The sequence below is a fragment of the Bradyrhizobium sp. 87 genome, from assembly GCF_023073015.1.
Taxonomy (GTDB): Bacteria; Pseudomonadota; Alphaproteobacteria; order Rhizobiales; family Xanthobacteraceae; genus Bradyrhizobium; species Bradyrhizobium canariense_D.
In genome coordinates this window covers 61,570-77,056 of sequence record NZ_JADPIQ010000133.1, presented here as the reverse complement: position 1 = coordinate 77,056, position 15,487 = coordinate 61,570, and the positions used below count along the sequence as shown (strand labels likewise).

The following is a 15,487-nucleotide window of genomic DNA, read 5'->3' as shown; positions in this document are numbered from 1 at the left end:
GGATCAGCCTGATGGGGAGCAGTTGTTCAGGGTTGCAGCCGTGAGAGCAGACGTTGCCGATCCTGATCGCGACCTCGCTGCTCCATGCGCATCCGTTCAAGTTCGCCTTCAGCATTGGTTGTGTCCTCGTTCTGGCGCTTCATTTCGATGATCAGCGCCTCCTGCTCGGCGAGCCGGCGTTCTCCTTCGACGACGTCGCGCTCGATCTGCCTCAGCTCATCGTATATCGCCGTCGTGTACATCGCGATCCTCGCGCGGCCGTGCTGCGAAGCACGCCGCAGAGTAGGTTTCGCTTCGTGCAGGGCCTTTATCGGGCGCGCGGTGCGGCTATGACCACAGCGCGACGCGTATGGCTTTTAACTCAGCCAGCTTCGCGAACGTTCCGGCTGATGCCATTTTTTCCCGGGCTTTGATCGATCGCACGAGAGGCCATGTTGTTAACCGATCCCCTTGGCGGAAGCGGATCGCCAACTGCCCGGAACGGATCTCGTCAAGCGAGCGCACCCGTTGTCGGCGGCGATGCACTCGGTCTCAGGGCTGCGCCTCAGCCAAGTTGCAAACAAGCGGTCGGCACAATATCGTCGATCGTCCGCGCCGATGTCTGACGTTCAATCTCCCTCAGGAACCAACCCTATGAATGTGGTCTCAGTGCCCAGCGGGATCCATCGCCCTTCAGGGAAGGTCGATATCCCGTCCGCCTGGGAGGGGGCTGAGATGAAAGCCAATCCCGATCGATGGTTGATATCGCTTGCTGCCGGCGAAATCGCCGAACTCGAGGGCGCGGCTGAAACATATCTTGGTGGAAACAAAAAAATCGCCGAGATCACGAAGGAAAGCTTTCCGCTTCCCCATCTCGGCGCGCACCTGGAAGATCTCAAGAAGAAGCTCCTGGTAGGCATTGGCTTCGAAGTGATCCGCGGCCTCCCGGTGGCAAAATACAGTCAGGAGTTTGCCGCTACGATCTTTTGCGGAGTGGGCGCCCATCTTGGATCGGCGCGGTCTCAGAATGCAGCGGGCCACATTCTCGGTCACGTCCGTGACACCGGCGCCGATGCTAAGGATCCGAACACCCGAATTTATCAAACCTCGGAACGGCAAACATTCCACACGGATTCGTCCGACGTGGTTGGATTGTTATGCATTCGCGAGGCGAGGGAGGGAGGGGATTCTCTCCTTGTCAGTACGACGACAATCTACAACGAGATGTTTGACAGACGTCCCGACCTTGCCGCTCTCTTGTTTGATCCGATCGCGACGGACCGACGAGGCGAGGTGCCGGAGAACGAAAAGCCATATCTTGAAATCCCGGTGCTGAATTGGCATGCGGGGTTCCTGACCGGGTTTTATCAGCGCCAATATATCGATAGTGCGCAGCGCTTTCCCGATGCGCCGAGACTGACGCCGGCTCACGTCGAGGCGCTCGATCTTTTTGACGCGCTCGCAAATGATCCCGCGCTGCATTTCGGCATGCGGCTTCAGCCGGGCGACATGCAGTTCGTTTACAATCATGCCTTGCTGCATGACCGGACCGGATTCCGCGATTGGCCCGATGCAGGCCAGAAGCGTCATTTATTGCGCCTTTGGCTCAGCATGGAAGGCGACCGGCCGTTGCCCGATTGCTTCAAGCAGCGCTATGGCTCGATCGAGATCGGTAACCGTGGCGGCATCATCACCAAAGGGACCAGTTTGAACGTTCCGTTGGATTGACGTTCGAGCATCCAGCGATGTCCGCTCTCGTGCCGATATGGACAGAGGAGCGGACACCAAGTTGGGCGGAGCCGAGCACCCCCGTCAGCCTGCCCACGGACCGATTGGCCTAGCCAATTGTCCGTAGGGCTTTACCTCTGGGCAACCCTCCACGTCGAGGCCGCAACTCGGCGCTGCAGTCCCTAGAGGTAGAGCGCGAGCGCCCTCCGGGCCTTGAGTTGGTCGACCTCGGACTGGCGCTCCTGCACATCAAAGGCCCGGCCCGAACTGCTGGCCTGGAGCTCCTTCATCTGCGAAAGCCGGAGCTCCTGAAAGCCTAGTTGCGCCTCGATGATGCGGACCTGGGCGTCGTAGGGAGCGGGGTCGATCGTGAAAAGCACCGTACCCGCCTTGACCGGCGCGTTCGCCTTCACCGATATCTCGTTGATCTGGCCGGAGACGTTCGGCGTCACTTCGACCACGCGGCTGATCACGACGACGCGACCGGTGGGCGCCAGGTAGTTCAGGGCCCCTGCAAACAGCGCTGCGATGAAGAGGCCGACCAGGACGGTTGCTGTGCCGGCGCCCCATCCCCATGAAAGCCATCTCAGCTTGGCGAAGACCAGCCAGACGAGGAACAAGTACAGCAGTGCGATGATGACCATTGAAGTCCCGGATTCTAGGCGTTGCTCGGCTCGCCGTTGCGCAATCTGCTAATTCGTCTCCTCGATCGTTGAGCACCCACGTCTGGTTCTACTTCCTGAGGCTCAACGATTCGTCGAATAGCTGAGCTGGCGGCCCGCTATGGACTGACACGAACTGATCGAGCGGAACGGCCACCGAAACCGTCAGCAGGCTTGGGTCGACGACTTCTATCGTCAAGACGCGACCGGACCGAAGATCGCTGACAAAGCGAGGGGTGGCGGGGCCCGCGGCCACGCACGCGTTTGCAAGACACCAGCTGTATGAAAGGTGGAGCGGCTCGTTCTGGTCCACCGTCAAGGTGATACCGGATCGCAGATACATTCCGGGCGGCAGCAGCATCTGAATGCGGCCCTCGGCCGCCCCCGCGTCGATGAGATCGAACCGGATCATTTCCTGCCCGGTATTCATCACGCCGACGTTTGTTGTCCGGCACACTTTTTCCGCAGGGGACACTTCGAAGCACAGTTTACGCCAGCCACTCAATCGAATGTCCCGGATATCCCGCTTTCCCAGCGGCTTGACGCCCGAGTTGATGGACATGTCGGGTTTGGTGTCGGATGCCTGTTGGGCCGAGGACCCGGTAAATTGCATGCCGGCGACCAAGATCGTGCACAGCCACGTCGCAACAACCGTCAATGAACGCAGCGTAAATTTCTTGATCCCTCTCATGGATGGGCCTCCAGAAACCGGCTCACGATGGGTGACCAGATCGGAATGGCCTTCGGGTCATCTATCAGGAAGTGGCCCTCATTCCCGAACGGCGGAACCAAGTGATATTCGCCTTGTCCGCCTGCGGCATTGTAAGCTTCGAGCAATTTTCCCGAGAGCGCCGGACCAAAATAAGTATCGTTCTCCGTGTATATCGACAGGGTGGGCACGCGTGCAGAACTGCCGAATTCACGCGCTGCTTCGATCAGCTTTTCGGGATTGCAGTTGTTGTTGGGCTTGCCTTCCACCCGGCCGCCCCGGCCGGCCTCGAAGGTGATGACGGCTCGCACACCGGACGGATTCAAAGACGAGAATGCCAAAGCGCCCCAGCCGCCGCCGGACTGGCCGACGACGATCGTTCCGGACCCACTGGCAAGCTTTTGACCGACGACATAATCGATCACCCACTGATTGAGCCTGGCAATTGCGATACCGGCCGTTCGAAAGCTTGCGTCGGTGCATTTACCGACGGTGCCGAAATAGGTGCTGAATACGCCCTGGTCCGGCAGATCGATAGCCGAACTGCCGAAGCCCGGCCGGATCGGCACGACGACGAGATGTCCGCGCCTGGCGAACCAGAAGGCGGCGTCGCGGAATTCAACCATCGGATAAAAGCTGCGCTCCCTCGGGTCCAACGTTTCGCCGTGGTTCATGACGACCAGAGGGAGCGGCGCATCGACGAGCGGTCTCACCACATAGGCGAGGACCGGGATCGGAAGCGGCAGAACAAGAAGGCGCTCATCCAGCCGCGGTTCCTGGGCATGGCAGGCGTCCGCAGAGAGCATCGCCAGGCAGGCGAATAGAGCCGCAATGCTGTTCATGATTTTCATCACGGGATGCATCCCCAGAGGACGTCCGTCCCATACAGTCTACTTTTTCAACCGCATCTCTATGACGTCGATCGCAAGCAGATCGGTGTAGCGACGCTCCATCGTTTCGACGTAGTCGTCGGCAAAGTGCGGGCCGCTTTCCTGGGACATCGCCTGCCAGGCGGCTTGCTTCTCGGCGCGGCACGACAATATCGCCAGGCGAGAGACCACTTGAGCAGCTTCATTGGTTTTGGCGAATCGGGTCGCCGCAGCGTCGGCACAGGCCCGCCATTTTTTGATGGCGGTTTTGGAATCTTCTTCAGCCGTCGCGGCAAAGGAGACAAAACACACGGCAGCAGCCAGCATCAGTCTGTACATCGGTTACTCCTCAGGTTGGCAGAGCATCAATTGCAGTGTCACTCGCTGTATTGGTCGCATTTACTTCCCGGGCTTAAAAACCGCTCTCCAGTCCCGCTTCATGTCGACGACTGTCCACCCTCTTGCCCGGCCTTCATCCAGCGCCTTATCCAGCTTGCCGACCTTCGATCCCCGGTCGTAGGCGTATTCCCGTTCGGCATCGGTATGATGGACGATGCCGGCAAAGCGCGCACCCGCGCCGGCCGTCGTCCACTGTAGCATCTGCAGGTCGCCGTCGGAGTTGCCGAAGGCGAAGATCGGCCGCCGTCCGATGAAACGGTTGATGCCGACGGGCTTGCCGGGCCCCTCATCCACGAACTCGATCTTGGACATCTTGAGCAGGAATGGCTTGCCACCAGGGTCCGTCCGGAACGTCACGACGCCGGACGAGCCGACCACCTGTTCGGGCGGAATGCCGTAGACCCTTTCCGCCCAAGGCCGCATGAATTCGGCGCCGCCGGCCGACACGATGAAGGTCTGGAAGCCTTTGCTCCGGAGAAGCCTCAGCAGCTCCAGCATCGGCTGGTAGGTCAGTTCGGTGTAGGGGCGCTTGAAACGTGGATGCCGCGCCGTCGCGAGCCAGTCGACCACCGACTTCGAGAACTCGTCGGTGGTCATGCCGCTGTGCGCGACGCCGACGATCTGCATCAGGCCCTTCTCGCCCGCGCCGGCCAGTGCCTTCATGTCGCCGTCGAGCACCGCCTTGAAGGGTTGCGTCGTCTTCCATTCCGGATGCTGCGGGGCCATCGCCTTGACGCGGTCGAGAGCGAAGAAGCCCTGGAATAGAACGGCTGCTCGGTCCAGAGCGTGCCGTCGTTGTCGAACACGGCCACGCGCTCGGGCGCCGGCACGAAGTCCGACCCGCCCTCGGCCGTGACGCGCGCGACGAAATCGTTGATCGAGTTCTTGACCTGGCCGTCGTTCCAGGACGGCAGCGGATCGGTCTGCGCCCACGCAACGCCCGCAACGAAGCAGAGCATCCCCCCTAACAGAAAGCTTGAGACGCTCTTCCAACTCATTGTGCCACCTTCGCTGCCCCAGATCAGGAGGTGGGCCTAAAGCACCACCTCCATCACTTGATTGATCACGACAAGTCGCGTCGGACGTCAGTTTTTTGTGGCTCCCTGCTGCAGCGCCTGCAACGCCTTCTCGACGCTCAGCGACCCGGAGACCTGGCTCGGTGGGTAGTCCTTGAAGGTTGCGAGGAACTGCCCCATCACCGTCGTTGCGGGCATCATTACCCAGAGCTTCTTTCCCCACCATTCGCCGTAGGAGGTTGACTCGGTCTGATAGCGCTCCCACGGGTCGACGCGCAGGTTGGTCACGATCGGGACGTTGGTGGAATCCTCCTTGCCGGAGAACAGGTTTCCGACGATGGTCTTGAAGGTGATCTTCCATTCGTCGTAGCGCACCGCCATCAGATCGGCGTTGTCGCTGAAATAGAAGAACTCCCGGCGCGGACTTTCGGTGACCTTGCCTTCGAAGAACGGCATGAAGTTGTAGCCGTCGAGATGGTTTTTGAAGGTCTTCTCGCCCGCCTGGTAGCCGGTGAGCAGCTTCTGCTTCAGATCCGGATCGCCGCCGGCCGCCGCAACGAGGGTCGGCATCCAGTCTTCGGCCGACATGACGTTGTTGATGATGGTGCCCGGCTTGATGACGCCGGGCCACGTGGCCAGCATCGGTACCCGAAAGCCTCCTTCGTACACGGTGCCTTTTTCGCCACGGAACGGATGATTGCCGCCATCGGGCCAACTGAAGATTTCGGCACCATTGTCGCTGGTGAACATGACGATCGTGTTGTCGGCCACCCCAAGTGCGTCCAGCTTGGCGAGCAGCTCGCCCACGACCCAGTCCAGTTCGGCCATCGCATCGGCGAACAGGCCGAAGCCCGTCTTGCCGTCCCACTGCTTGGAGAGGTGCGTAAAGGAGTGACAGCGTGTGGCGTTGTGCCAGAGGAAGAACGGCTTGTTGGCCTTCACCGAGCGGTCCATGAAGTCGCAGGAACGCCTCACCAGGTCCGGCTCGATGTCCTCCATGCTCACCTTGGCGGCGGGATCCATGCCCGGGTGCGGCGGCAGCGGACCCGCGTCCGTGATCTTCTGCTTGCCGACGGGGCCCCAGCGCGGATCCTCCGCCGGATCATCGACATCGGTAGCGACGCTGCTGATGATGTTGCGCGGGCCGAACCTTTGGCGGAATTTCGCGTCCCTCGGATATTGCGGGTCGTAGGGTTCCTCCAGCGCGTTGAGGTGGTAGAGGATCCCGTGGAATTCATCGAAGCCATGAACCGTGGGCAGGTATTCGTTGCGATCCCCGAGATGGTTCTTGCCGATCTGCGCCGTCGCATACCCGAGCGGCTTGAGGAAATCCGCGATCGTCGCATCGGAATCCTGCAAGCCCTGTTTCGCGGCGGGAAGGCCGACTTTCAGCAGGCCCGTGCGGAACGGCGTCTGCCCGGTGATGAAGGCGGCGCGTCCCGCGGTGCAGGATTGTTGTCCGTAGTAGTCGGTGAACAGCGCGCCGTCGCGTGCGAGTCGGTCGATGTTCGGCGTGCTGCCGCCCATCATGCCGCGGTGGTAGGCGCTGATGTTCCAGATGCCGACATCGTCGGCCATGATCATGACGATATTCGGCTTGCGGTTGCTGGAAGCAGGTGATGGCGTGGGACTCGGCGCCGCCTTCTGCGCCTGCGCCAACGCGCCGGAAGTCATTGTCGCCGCCGCGACCAGAGCCGACGAGCCCAGCAAGATGTTGCGACGTGTATGGGCGCGATCTTCCCTCGCCTGCAACTGCGCTTCGTTCTTGTCCTGCTCCGTGGTGTCGTCGGGCATCTTGGGCTCCTTCTCCACTGTGAGGACTGACGATTATTCCGCGGCTGCCGTCCTCTTCACGCAGCGGAATCCGAGGTGGCTTGTCGAGGTGTCGATGGGCTCCGCGTGACGCGCCGCCGGCCGGTAGCGCCGGCAGTAGTTGGGCGCGCACAGATGCGAGCCGCCCTTGATGACCTTGCGCGGGATCCGGATTGTCGGCTGGTTCGGGTCGAGGCTCGCTTCCTCACGACCGCCGCGCGGATTCTCCGGAATGCAGCAGGCCTTCGGCGCATCGGCTTCGTGTTTTTGCGAATACCAGTCCGATGTCCACTCCCAGACGTTCCCGATCATGTCTTGCACGCCGTACCCGTTCGGGGGAAATGCCGTCACCGGCGAGGTGCGTTCGAACCCATCGGCGTTGAGGTTCTGCCGCGGAAATTCGCCCTGCCAGGTGTTGGCCATGTGCACGCCGCCCGGGGCAAGCTCGTCGCCCCAAGCGAACTCGGCCCCATCGAGGCCGCCCCGCGCAGCGAACTCCCATTCCGCTTCGGTCGGCAGATCCTTGCCGGCCCATCGCGCGTAGGCCAGCGCGTCGGCGTACGACACGTGTACGACGGGATGATCGTCGAGGTCCTTGATGTTGCTGTTCGGTCCGTACGGACGGCGCCAGTTGGCACCCTTCAGGAAGCTCCACCACTGGCTCCAGTCGTGCAAATTCGTGACGCGCTTAGGTGGCGAGAACACCAGCGATCCGGCGAAGATCATGCCGGGTAGCGCGCCTGGGTAATTCCTGGGGTCCGGCACGATCTGCGCGATGGTGACATGCCCAGTCGCGTTGACGAACTCCTTGAACTGGCGATTGGTGACAGGCGTGCGGTCGATCCAGAAACCGTCGACGGTCACCCGATGGCTGGGCGCCTCTTCGGGATAATGATGGTCCGAGCCCATGCGGTAGGTGCCGCCGGCGAGCCAGAGCATGCCCGCGGATACTATCGGAGGATGATCGGTCAACCGGATCGTCATCGCACCGTCCCTAGCCGCTACTGACAGTAATCCCAGAAGCCCTCGGCCCGGCCTGCGAGAGGAATGGAGGGGGCAGAAATCGTGGAAACTTGATGCGTTGCGATCTTCGGCATTCGGTCCTCCCGTCGTGAGCGACGTATGTTTTTTTCTTTGGTCGACCGAATCCGTCCGCCGACGCTTCCGCGCCGTCGTCATCGCGCCACCCATGAGGTGGCGACAGATTTCTAGTCGGTTTTCGGAGCGAAGGTCAGTCTAGCCGCTCGTTGATCAGCGCATTCGGATTGGTCGCCGTTCGAGCGCACCTATCGGCATATTCTGCATCATCACCTTCTCTCTACGGCAAGCCGCTTGCGAAGGAACACGCCGACGTTGCAATGTCTGCGAGGCGGTAGGCTAGGACGATTAACATATGTTGGCAATAGTCTCAGAAGACGCACGTCTTCCGGTTGCAGAACCGAAAAAATCAAATTCGGTCACCAGGAGACCCCTGTGCTAGCCCAGCCGCCCATGAACTCCGATAGAATGGCGATCATGGGCTTCCAGGCGCAGGCGCAGGCGCTGGTGCGGTGCCCGCCCGCGCATGGCGCGGCCTGAGCCGCGCTTACTCCTCGTCTTCGTCATCATCCTCGTCTTCGTCGTCGAGCTCTTCCAGATGCTCGAGCACCGCGAACGGAAGCGTCTCGCGAAACAGATCGCCTTCCGCGCCCATCCAAACACAGGTCACGTCGTCGCCTTTCACGTCCGCGACGGTGAGCGGCTGCCCGCCGGATTTCAGCATGACGATATCGCCGGCTTTTAGTTCCATGGATGGTCCTTTCGGGTTGATTGACGGAGAAGCTAGCAAACCGGCATGACGTGCCGATCACGGGCTACTCGGTCAGTGGATGTGTTGCGGGTGCGCGCATCCGCCGGCCGGGCTGCTGAAATGTCGATCAGAGAGCTTTAGGCCGGAGCGATCCCATCACGAGAGGCAATGGCGCCTGCTCGATGGATGGCGCAGGGGCTCTTCCGTCCCGTGCGTCGCGACCATGACACCATGCGCCTGTTTTGCCCGACGGAGCAACCGATTTTGTCGGATCCGCAATTTGCGCTTGCCGCAAGTCATTGATTTTGCTGCGGCCGTCTACTGTGCATGGGGTTGTTTTCGATGTTTTTGTTTGCGCACCCTGATTGCGGTCAGCCCGGCACCAGTTCTGTCAGCGAGCGGATGATGCGGTCGGGCTTGACGATCGAGCCTTCGGGCAGGCCGTCGCCATGCACGTCGATCCAGATCGAATAGATGCCGAGCCGCTGCGGCGTCACGACTTCCCATTCCAGATTGTCGCCGATCATCCAGGTATCCTCAGCGGTGACGCCGAGCGCGTCCATCGCGTGCAGATAGGCACGCTCCTCAGGCTTGCCGAAACCGTGCTCGCCCTCGATCTGGATGTGGTGGAAGCGATGCGCCAGCTCGAAGCGCTCCACCTTGGCGCGCTGGGTGTCCGCGGCGCCGTTGGTCACCAATGCGAGCTTGATGCCGAGCGCCTTGAGCCTGTCGATAGCGTCATGCGCGCCGGGGAAGACGAACATCTCCTCCTCGCGATAGGCGGTGAAGCGGTCGGCCAGGCGAATGGCGAGGTCGTCGGGCAGGGCGCGATGACCGGCGGCCGCGAGCGCGGTGAAACCGCCCTTGACGGTGAGGTGCCGGGCTTCGGCGAGCTTGAGCCGCCACGAAGCGTCCGCATTGGCCCAGAAATTCTTCGCGAAGGCCAGGACGGTGCTCGCGACCAGTTGCGGCGGCAGCGGCGCGAGTTCCTCGGCGAACTCCGCTGTGATCGTGTTCCAGGCGATCTCGGGCCGCGCATAGGCCGACAGGATGGTGTCGTCCATGTCGATTAGCATGGCGCGCGGGAGCGGTCTCATCGCGGGCTTCATCGTCGTCATGGCCACTTCACCACCGGTGGTAGCGACGACAGGATCGAATCCACATTGCCGCCGGTCTTGAGACCGAAGATGGTGCCGCGGTCGTAGAGCAGGTTGAACTCGACATAGCGGCCGCGCCGGATCAATTGCTCCTCGCGATCCTCCGCGGTCCAGCTTGTCGCGAAATTGCGCCGCACGATGTCGGGATAGACCTTCAGGAAAGCGCGACCGACGTCCCGGGTGAAGGCGAGGTCGGCGTCCCAGTCGCCGCTGTCGTGCCAGTCGTAGAAGATGCCGCCGATGCCGCGCGCCTCTTTGCGGTGCGGCAGGTGGAAATACTCGTCGCACCACTTCTTGTACTTGTCGTAATCGGCGATGCCGTTCGGCTGCGTGCAGGCCTGTTTCATTGCGGCGTGGAAGGCGATGCTATCGGCATCGTCCTGCGTGCGCCGGCGGTCGAGCACCGGCGTAAGATCGGCGCCGCCGCCGAACCAGGCTTTGGTGGTGACGACGAAGCGCGTGTTCATGTGCACCGCCGGCACGTGCGGATTGCGCAGATGCGCAATCAGCGAGATGCCGGAGGCCCAGAACTTCGGGTCGTCCGCCGCGCCCGGAATTTGCGCGCGAAACTCTGGTGCGAATTCGCCGTGCACGGTGGAGCAATGCACGCCGACCTTCTCGAACAGGCGGCCGGACATCATCGACATCACGCCGCCGCCGCCGGCCGCGCCGGTATGATCGGTGCGCTGCCAGGGTGTGCGTTTGAAGCGGCCGGCCTCACCGGGATAAAGGCTCTCGGGGGCATCGTCCTCCAGCCGCTCGAAGCTCGCGCAGATCTCGTCGCGCAAGGCTTCGAACCAGGCGCGTGCGCGCGTCTTGCGGTCTTCGATCAAGCTCGGGTCCAATGTGGATGTCATTCCGTCAGCCCTGCGGACCGTAATAGGTGCAGCTCTCGTTGCAACTGTCGCGATGGATGCTGACGCGGGTGAGCTTGCCGATAGGGGCCAGCCGCTCCCAGACGAAGCGCGAGAGGTTTTCCAGCGTCGGTGTGCCCAGCGCCTCGATCTTGTTGAGGTACTTGTGATCAAGCGTCATCCGCACGTCGTCGATGGCGCGCTGGACCAGGCCGAGATCGACCACCATGCCGGTTTTGGGATCGGGCGTGCCGCGCAGCGTCACCTCGGCGCGGAAGGAGTGGCCGTGGATCTCTTCGCTGGCCGCGCCGAATGTCGTTCCCGACAATGAGTGCGCCGCCTCGAAGCGAAACGATTTCGTCAATTCCCACATCTGTTCGAAAACCAATCCTATCTGATACCAAGCGACTTATGCGTCTGCACGCTGAGCCGCCATTGCGGATGATTGAGGCAATAGTCGATGGCGCCCGCGGTGTTTTGGGCGACCTCGGGCCCGTCCATCGGCTGCAACGAGAAGCGCTCGAAGGCGAGATCCGCGAAGGCGTCCGGCATGGCGAGCGGCTGCGGATAGACCAGCTTCAGTTCGTGGCCACGCCGGACCACCAGATCGCTGCCGCCCTTTGGGCTGACGCAGATCCAGTCGAGCCCCTCGGGCGGGGCGATGGTGCCGTTGGTCTCGACGCCGATCTCGAAGCCGCGGGCATGGAGCGCGTCGACCAGCGCGGTATCGACCTGGAGCAGTGGCTCGCCGCCGGTGAGCACCACATAGCGGTTGGCGGTGGAGGCTGTCCATTGCGCGGCGATGGTGTCTGCGAGTTCCGCGGCCGAGCCATAGCGACCGCCGAGGGTGCCGTTGGTGCCGACGAAATCGGTGTCGCAGAATTTGCAAGTGGCCTCCTGACGGTCGGCCTCGCGCCCGCTCCAGAGGTTGCAGCCGGCAAAACGGCAAAACACGGACGCGCGCCCGGCATGGGCGCCTTCGCCTTGCAAGGTCAGGAAGATTTCCTTGACCGCGTAACTCAACCGTCTCTCCTCAACATCTCAAACTTGCGGGTTCCGGAGCTGCCTTAGCGCTTCGCCTGCGGCCATCGCCGCGGTCATGGCGACATTGAGCGACCTCAGCCCCGGAGCGATCGGGATCACCAGCCGCGCGTCCGCCGCCTCGACCACCGCCTCGGTGACGCCGGCGCTCTCGCGCCCGAATAGCAGGATGTCCGCCGTCTGGTAACGGAAATCGCGGTAGTCGGTCGCCCCCTTGGTGGTGAACAGCAGCAGGCGAGCGCCTTGCGCCGCCCGCCATTGCTCGAACTTTGACCAGGAGTCATGCCTGACGATGCTGACCTGATCGAGGTAGTCCATTCCCGCCCTGCGGAAATGCCGGTCGGAGACCGGGAAGCCCGCCGGTTCGATGATATGGGCGGCCATGCCCAGACAGGCGCAGAGCCTGAGAATCGTGCCGGTGTTCTGGGGGATGTCGGGTTGGAAAAGCGCTATCTGCATGGGCGGTGCCGGGTTCGGTGCGGGCCGGAAATGTCTCAATAAAACATCGCTGGCCGCGGAATTCGTGCATTGCACGCTCCCGCGCCGATAGCGGGCTTGCGCTCGCCCGGCAAGGGTGCCAATAGAACGATTCTGGACTGCTGTTTTCGCCTTGTTTTGGTGGGGGCACGCGAAGTTCTGCCGCCGCGGGGGGCCGCGGGCGCCGGCAGGCTGTTCCGGGGACCTTGGGGGCTCCCGGAGCGGTTCCGCCGGCTGCATAAGAAGAAAGGGTTGGAATCGTGACGACAGCGTCTTCGGCGGACCATCCGACACGCCGTGATTTCTTATTCGTTGCAACGGGGGCAGCTGCAGCAGTAGGGGGCGCAGCCGCGCTCTGGCCCTTTATCTCCCAAATGAATCCTGATGCGTCGACCATCGCCGCTGGTGCGCCGATCGAGGTCGATCTCAGCCCGGTTGCCGAGGGGCAGGACATCAAGGTGTTCTGGCGCGGCAAGCCGATCTATATCAGCCACCGCACCAAGAAGCAGATCGACGAGGCGCGCGCCGTCAACGTGGCGAGCCTGCCCGATCCGCAGTCCGACGAGGCCCGGGTCAAGTCCGGCCATGAGCAGTGGCTGGTCGTGATCGGCATCTGCACCCATCTCGGCTGCATCCCGATCGCCCATGAAGGCAATTACGACGGGTTCTTCTGCCCCTGCCATGGTTCGCAGTACGATTCGTCCGGCCGCATCCGCCAGGGGCCCGCGCCCGCGAACCTGCCGGTGCCGCCGTACCAGTTCGTTTCCGACACCAAAATCCAGATCGGCTGAGCTTCGGGCCCTCGTCCGAAGCTTCGCGCCGTCTCGTCGTATTATTTCCTCAGGATCGCATCATGAGCGGACCATCCGACTACCAGCCGAGCAATCCGGCCCTGCAATGGATCGAGCGACGTCTGCCGATCCTCGGCCTCATGCACTCCTCCTTCGTGGTCTATCCCACCCCGCGCAACCTGAACTATTGGTGGACCTTCGGCGCCATCCTCTCCTTCATGCTGGGGATCCAGATCCTGACCGGCGTGATCCTGGCGATGCACTACACGCCGCATGCCGACCTCGCCTTCAAGTCGGTCGAGCTGCTCGTCCGTGACGTCAATTACGGCTGGCTGCTGCGCAACATGCATGCCGTCGGCGCCTCGATGTTCTTCGTCGCTGTCTACGTCCACATGCTGCGCGGCCTCTATTACGGCTCCTACAAGGAGCCGCGCGAGGTGCTGTGGATCCTTGGCGTCATCATCTACCTCCTGATGATGGCGACGGGCTTCATGGGCTACGTGCTGCCGTGGGGCCAGATGAGCTTCTGGGGCGCCACCGTCATCACCAATCTGTTCTCCGCCATCCCCTATGTCGGCGAGAGCATCGTGACGCTCTTGTGGGGCGGCTATTCGGTCGGCAACCCGACGCTGAACCGCTTCTTCTCGCTGCACTATCTACTGCCGTTCCTGATCGCGGGCGTCGTCGTGCTCCACGTCTGGGCGCTGCATGTCTCCGGCCAGAACAACCCTGATGGCGTCGAGCCCAAGACGGAAAAGGACACTGTTCCGTTCACGCCGCATGCAACCATCAAGGATATGTTCGGCGTCTCCTGCTTCATGCTGCTCTACGCCTGGTTCATCTTCTACATGCCGAATTATCTCGGCGACGCCGACAATTACATTCCGGCGAACCCGGGCGTGACGCCGCCGCACATCGTGCCGGAATGGTATTACCTGCCTTTCTACGCGATCCTGCGCTCGATCCCGAACAAGCTCGCGGGCGTGATCGGGATGTTCTCGGCGATCATCATCCTGTGCTTCCTGCCCTGGCTCGACGCCGCCAGGACGAAGTCGTCGAAGTACCGTCCGCTGGCCAAGCAGTTCTTCTGGATCTTCGTCGCGGTCTGCATCCTGCTCGGCTATCTCGGCGCGCAGCCGCCGGAAGGCATCTATGTGATCGCCGGCCGGGTCCTGACGTTCTGCTATTTCGCCTACTTCCTGATCGTGCTGCCGCTGCTCTCGCGGACCGAGAAGCCGCGTCCGGTGCCGAACTCGATCTCGGATGCCGTCCTGGCCAAAACCGGGAGCAGGTCGACGCCGATGGTGTCGAGCGCGATCGTGCTTGCACTGGCGGGCGCGTTGTTTGCGGGCTCAGCCGACAGCGCGCGCGCCTCCGAAGGCAGCGACAAGCCGCCGGGCAACAAATGGTCGTTCGCCGGTCCGTTCGGCAAGTACGATCGCGGCGCATTGCAACGCGGCCTGAAGGTCTACAAGGAAGTCTGCGCCAACTGTCACGGCCTGTCCTACGTCGCCTTCCGCAATCTCGCGGAAGCCGGCGGTCCCGGCTATTCGGTCGCGCAGGCTGCAGCCTTCGCCTCCGACTACAAGGTCAAGGATGGTCCGAACGACGCCGGCGACATGTTCGAACGCGCGGGCCGGCCGGCGGATTATTTCCCCTCGCCATTCCCGAACGAGCAGGCGGCGCGTGCGGCGAACGGCGGCGCGGCGCCGCCGGATCTGTCGCTGATCACCAAGGCGCGTTCCTACGGCCGCGGCTTCCCGATGTTCATCGTCGACTTCTTCACCCAGTATCAGGAGCAGGGTCCGGACTACGTCTCGGCGCTGCTCCAGGGCTTTGAGGACAAGGCGCCCGAAGGTGTGACCATCCCGGAGGGCTCCTACTACAACAAGTACTTCCCGGGCCACGCCATCAAGATGCCGAAGCCGCTCAGCGACGGCCAGGTCACCTATGACGACGGCTCGCCGACCACGGTCGCGCAGTATTCCAAGGACGTCACCACGTTCCTGATGTGGACCGCCGAACCGCATATGGAAGCGCGCAAGCGCCTCGGTTTCCAGGTGTTCATCTTCCTGATCATCTTCGCCGGCCTGATGTACTTCACCAAGAAGAAGGTCTGGGCAGACTCGCACTGAGGGGCCCGAGGCGAGAATGAAGAGGCCCCCGCAAGGGGGCTTTTTTGTTGGGCACGAGAGTGTGTTGTC

16 protein-coding genes and 1 pseudogene are annotated in these 15,487 nt (G+C 62.2%); 3 read left to right on the top strand and 14 right to left on the bottom strand.

The annotated features are described in order from the left end of the window. Positions 1-26 precede the first annotated feature (26 nt). The gene (locus tag IVB50_RS35440) at positions 27-242 is read right to left on the bottom strand and encodes a hypothetical protein (protein ID WP_247299572.1); all 216 of its coding nucleotides are present in this window, start codon (positions 240-242) and stop codon (positions 27-29) included. A 391-nt stretch (positions 243-633) separates the two neighbouring features. Here IVB50_RS35440 and IVB50_RS35435 point away from each other — a divergent pair, with 391 nt between their 5' ends. After that, on the top strand, positions 634-1,707 hold the full coding sequence (locus IVB50_RS35435) for a TauD/TfdA family dioxygenase (RefSeq protein ID WP_085352643.1): 1,074 nt from the start codon (positions 634-636) through the stop codon (positions 1,705-1,707). Positions 1,708-1,889: 182 nt separating this feature from the next. Here the strand turns inward: IVB50_RS35435 and IVB50_RS35430 are convergent, their stop codons facing one another. The 13 genes and pseudogenes from IVB50_RS35430 to IVB50_RS35370 all read right to left on the bottom strand — a co-directional run bounded on the left by IVB50_RS35430 (position 1,890) and on the right by IVB50_RS35370 (position 12,474). Next, entirely contained in the window at positions 1,890-2,351 is a 462-nt protein-coding gene (locus tag IVB50_RS35430) for a biotin/lipoyl-binding protein (RefSeq protein WP_247299570.1), read from the bottom strand. 88 nt (positions 2,352-2,439) lie between these two features. Beyond that, positions 2,440-3,060: an invasion associated locus B family protein gene (locus IVB50_RS35425; RefSeq protein WP_247299568.1), complete on the bottom strand. Its 621-nt coding sequence runs from the start codon at positions 3,058-3,060 to the stop codon at positions 2,440-2,442. Beyond that, positions 3,057-3,929, bottom strand: a complete 873-nt coding sequence (locus IVB50_RS35420; RefSeq protein ID WP_247299666.1) for a dienelactone hydrolase — start codon at positions 3,927-3,929, stop codon at positions 3,057-3,059. The genes IVB50_RS35425 and IVB50_RS35420 overlap by 4 nt, the downstream gene beginning before the upstream one ends. A gap of 39 nt (positions 3,930-3,968) precedes the next feature. Then, positions 3,969-4,286 (bottom strand): hypothetical protein, encoded by a 318-nt coding sequence (locus tag IVB50_RS35415; protein WP_247299566.1) that lies wholly within the window; start codon positions 4,284-4,286, stop codon positions 3,969-3,971. 60 nt (positions 4,287-4,346) lie between these two features. After that, positions 4,347-5,305, bottom strand: a pseudogene (locus tag IVB50_RS35410) (HAD family hydrolase). A gap of 126 nt (positions 5,306-5,431) precedes the next feature. Further along, complete coding sequence (locus IVB50_RS35405) at positions 5,432-7,036, bottom strand: arylsulfatase (protein WP_247299663.1); 1,605 nt, start codon at positions 7,034-7,036, stop codon at positions 5,432-5,434. 153 nt (positions 7,037-7,189) lie between these two features. Then, the gene (locus IVB50_RS35400) at positions 7,190-8,158 is read right to left on the bottom strand and encodes a formylglycine-generating enzyme family protein (RefSeq protein ID WP_247299564.1); all 969 of its coding nucleotides are present in this window, start codon (positions 8,156-8,158) and stop codon (positions 7,190-7,192) included. 601 nt (positions 8,159-8,759) lie between these two features. After that, on the bottom strand, positions 8,760-8,963 hold the full coding sequence (locus IVB50_RS35395; protein ID WP_247299562.1) for a DUF2158 domain-containing protein: 204 nt from the start codon (positions 8,961-8,963) through the stop codon (positions 8,760-8,762). 371 nt (positions 8,964-9,334) lie between these two features. Then, the gene (locus IVB50_RS35390; RefSeq protein WP_247299560.1) at positions 9,335-10,081 is read right to left on the bottom strand and encodes an HAD family hydrolase; all 747 of its coding nucleotides are present in this window, start codon (positions 10,079-10,081) and stop codon (positions 9,335-9,337) included. Then, positions 10,078-10,977 carry an oxygen-dependent coproporphyrinogen oxidase gene (gene hemF, locus IVB50_RS35385; RefSeq protein WP_247299558.1) on the bottom strand — a complete coding sequence of 300 codons (900 nt, stop codon included), beginning with the start codon at positions 10,975-10,977 and terminating at the stop codon, positions 10,078-10,080. The genes IVB50_RS35390 and hemF overlap by 4 nt, the downstream gene beginning before the upstream one ends. A 4-nt stretch (positions 10,978-10,981) precedes the next feature. Further along, a complete protein-coding gene (locus IVB50_RS35380) occupies positions 10,982-11,347 on the bottom strand; it encodes a 6-carboxytetrahydropterin synthase (RefSeq protein ID WP_085352700.1) in 366 nt (121 codons plus the stop codon). Between the two features lie 17 nt (positions 11,348-11,364). Further along, a complete protein-coding gene (gene queE / locus IVB50_RS35375) occupies positions 11,365-11,997 on the bottom strand; it encodes a 7-carboxy-7-deazaguanine synthase (protein WP_247299557.1) in 633 nt (210 codons plus the stop codon). Between the two features lie 18 nt (positions 11,998-12,015). After that, complete coding sequence (locus IVB50_RS35370; RefSeq protein ID WP_018454940.1) at positions 12,016-12,474, bottom strand: tRNA (cytidine(34)-2'-O)-methyltransferase; 459 nt, start codon at positions 12,472-12,474, stop codon at positions 12,016-12,018. A gap of 278 nt (positions 12,475-12,752) precedes the next feature. Between IVB50_RS35370 and petA the strand changes: the two genes are divergently transcribed. Both petA and fbcH read left to right on the top strand, forming a co-directional pair. Beyond that, a complete protein-coding gene (gene petA / locus IVB50_RS35365; RefSeq protein ID WP_026232845.1) occupies positions 12,753-13,283 on the top strand; it encodes a ubiquinol-cytochrome c reductase iron-sulfur subunit in 531 nt (176 codons plus the stop codon). Between the two features lie 62 nt (positions 13,284-13,345). Next, positions 13,346-15,418: a cytochrome b/c1 gene (gene fbcH / locus IVB50_RS35360; RefSeq protein ID WP_247299554.1), complete on the top strand. Its 2,073-nt coding sequence runs from the start codon at positions 13,346-13,348 to the stop codon at positions 15,416-15,418. Positions 15,419-15,487 lie beyond the last annotated feature (69 nt).

What these genes read in the sequence shown, in the direction of transcription:
- IVB50_RS35435 (WP_085352643.1), top strand. Translation starts at nt 634, where the DNA reads ATGAATGTGGTCTCAGTGCCCAGCGGGATCCATCGCCCTTCAGGGAAG.
- IVB50_RS35425 (WP_247299568.1), bottom strand. Translation starts at nt 3,060, where the DNA reads ATGAGAGGGATCAAGAAATTTACGCTGCGTTCATTGACGGTTGTTGCG.
- IVB50_RS35400 (WP_247299564.1), bottom strand. Translation starts at nt 8,158, where the DNA reads ATGACGATCCGGTTGACCGATCATCCTCCGATAGTATCCGCGGGCATG.
- IVB50_RS35395 (WP_247299562.1), bottom strand. Translation starts at nt 8,963, where the DNA reads ATGGAACTAAAAGCCGGCGATATCGTCATGCTGAAATCCGGCGGGCAG.
- IVB50_RS35440 (WP_247299572.1), bottom strand. Translation starts at nt 242, where the DNA reads ATGTACACGACGGCGATATACGATGAGCTGAGGCAGATCGAGCGCGAC.
- IVB50_RS35420 (WP_247299666.1), bottom strand. Translation starts at nt 3,929, where the DNA reads ATGAAAATCATGAACAGCATTGCGGCTCTATTCGCCTGCCTGGCGATG.
- IVB50_RS35415 (WP_247299566.1), bottom strand. Translation starts at nt 4,286, where the DNA reads ATGTACAGACTGATGCTGGCTGCTGCCGTGTGTTTTGTCTCCTTTGCC.
- IVB50_RS35380 (WP_085352700.1), bottom strand. Translation starts at nt 11,347, where the DNA reads ATGTGGGAATTGACGAAATCGTTTCGCTTCGAGGCGGCGCACTCATTG.
- fbcH (WP_247299554.1), top strand. Translation starts at nt 13,346, where the DNA reads ATGAGCGGACCATCCGACTACCAGCCGAGCAATCCGGCCCTGCAATGG.
- IVB50_RS35370 (WP_018454940.1), bottom strand. Translation starts at nt 12,474, where the DNA reads ATGCAGATAGCGCTTTTCCAACCCGACATCCCCCAGAACACCGGCACG.
- hemF (WP_247299558.1), bottom strand. Translation starts at nt 10,977, where the DNA reads ATGACATCCACATTGGACCCGAGCTTGATCGAAGACCGCAAGACGCGC.
- IVB50_RS35430 (WP_247299570.1), bottom strand. Translation starts at nt 2,351, where the DNA reads ATGGTCATCATCGCACTGCTGTACTTGTTCCTCGTCTGGCTGGTCTTC.
- IVB50_RS35390 (WP_247299560.1), bottom strand. Translation starts at nt 10,081, where the DNA reads ATGACGACGATGAAGCCCGCGATGAGACCGCTCCCGCGCGCCATGCTA.
- IVB50_RS35405 (WP_247299663.1), bottom strand. Translation starts at nt 7,036, where the DNA reads ATGACTTCCGGCGCGTTGGCGCAGGCGCAGAAGGCGGCGCCGAGTCCC.